1 protein-coding gene is annotated in these 1,057 nt (G+C 64.8%); it reads right to left on the bottom strand.

Going from position 1 to position 1,057, the window contains the following annotated elements; translation table 11 throughout:
* Positions 1-15 precede the first annotated feature (15 nt).
* A protein-coding gene (locus AC0L2V_RS32170; protein WP_473498205.1) for an IS630 family transposase occupies positions 16-962 on the bottom strand; the annotation gives its coding sequence in 2 pieces (ribosomal slippage) (positions 16-621 and positions 624-962; 945 coding nt in all).
* Between the last annotated feature and the right edge of the window lie 95 nt (positions 963-1,057).

Here is a 1,057-nt window from a genome sequence, read left to right on the forward strand (position 1 = left end):
TAGAGCGCGATGATTTTAGGTTGGGACATAGCCGGCCTCGGTGAAGTAGTTGGCGCATTCCTTTGATGTGACGGTGTCGAGGATTTGGCCGATGGCGCTGCAGACGGCGTCGGTGGTGCGTCTGGCGGCCTTTCGCAGCAGGTGCTTGAGCTTGGCGAAGAGCAGCTCGATTGGATTCAGGTCCGGCGAGTATTTGGGCAGGAAGAAGAGCTTGGCGCCGGCTTTGCGGATGGCGTGCCGGACGGCCTTGCCCTTGTGCGAGCCGAGATTGTCGATGACGACGATGTCGCCCGGCTTGAGGGTGGGCAGGAGCACCTTCTCGACGTAGAGCCGGAAGCGCTCGCCGTTGATCGGCCCGTCGATGAGCCAGGGGGCGTCGACGCGGTCGTGGCGCAGGGCAGCCAGGAAGGTCATGGTCTTCCAGCGTCGATGCGGCACCTTGGCTTTCAGGCGCTGGCCGCGCGGCGCCCAGCCCCGGAGCGGAGCCATGTTGGTCTTGGTCCAGGTCTCGTCGATGAAGACCAGGCGGGAGGCGGCGATCCGGCCCTGATGGGCCTTCCACTGCGCCCGCCGACGCGCCACATCGGGCCGATCCTGCTCGGCGGCGATCAGCGTCTTTTTTTGTGCGTCAGCTTCTCGGCACGGACGAACTCCCACACCGAGCGGTAGTCGACCTTCAGCCCGCGCTCGGCCAGTTCTGCCACAAGGCCGCGCAGCGTGAAGTCTGTATTGCGGCAGCGCTCGATAAGCCAGTCGCGGTGCGCACCGGCAATCTTCTTCGGCCGTCGCCCGCCCATCTTGCCGGGCTCCACCATGCCCGTTTCCCGCAGCCGGCGAACCCACCGGATGACCGTGCTGATGCCGACCCCAAAACGCGCCGCCGCCTGCCGCCGCGACAGGCCCTCCTGCTCAACCGCACCAACAACCCGCTCGCGCAGATCCATCGAATAAGGCTTGCCCATCCATGCCTGGCCTCCATCCCCAGCCAGCATGTTGAATCAAATCCCCGCTGATTTGGGAATCCCCCTTCGATTCAGCCTCTCTTCATCCCGCTCTA

It is taken from the genome of Mesorhizobium sp. WSM4814 (genome assembly GCF_055811595.1).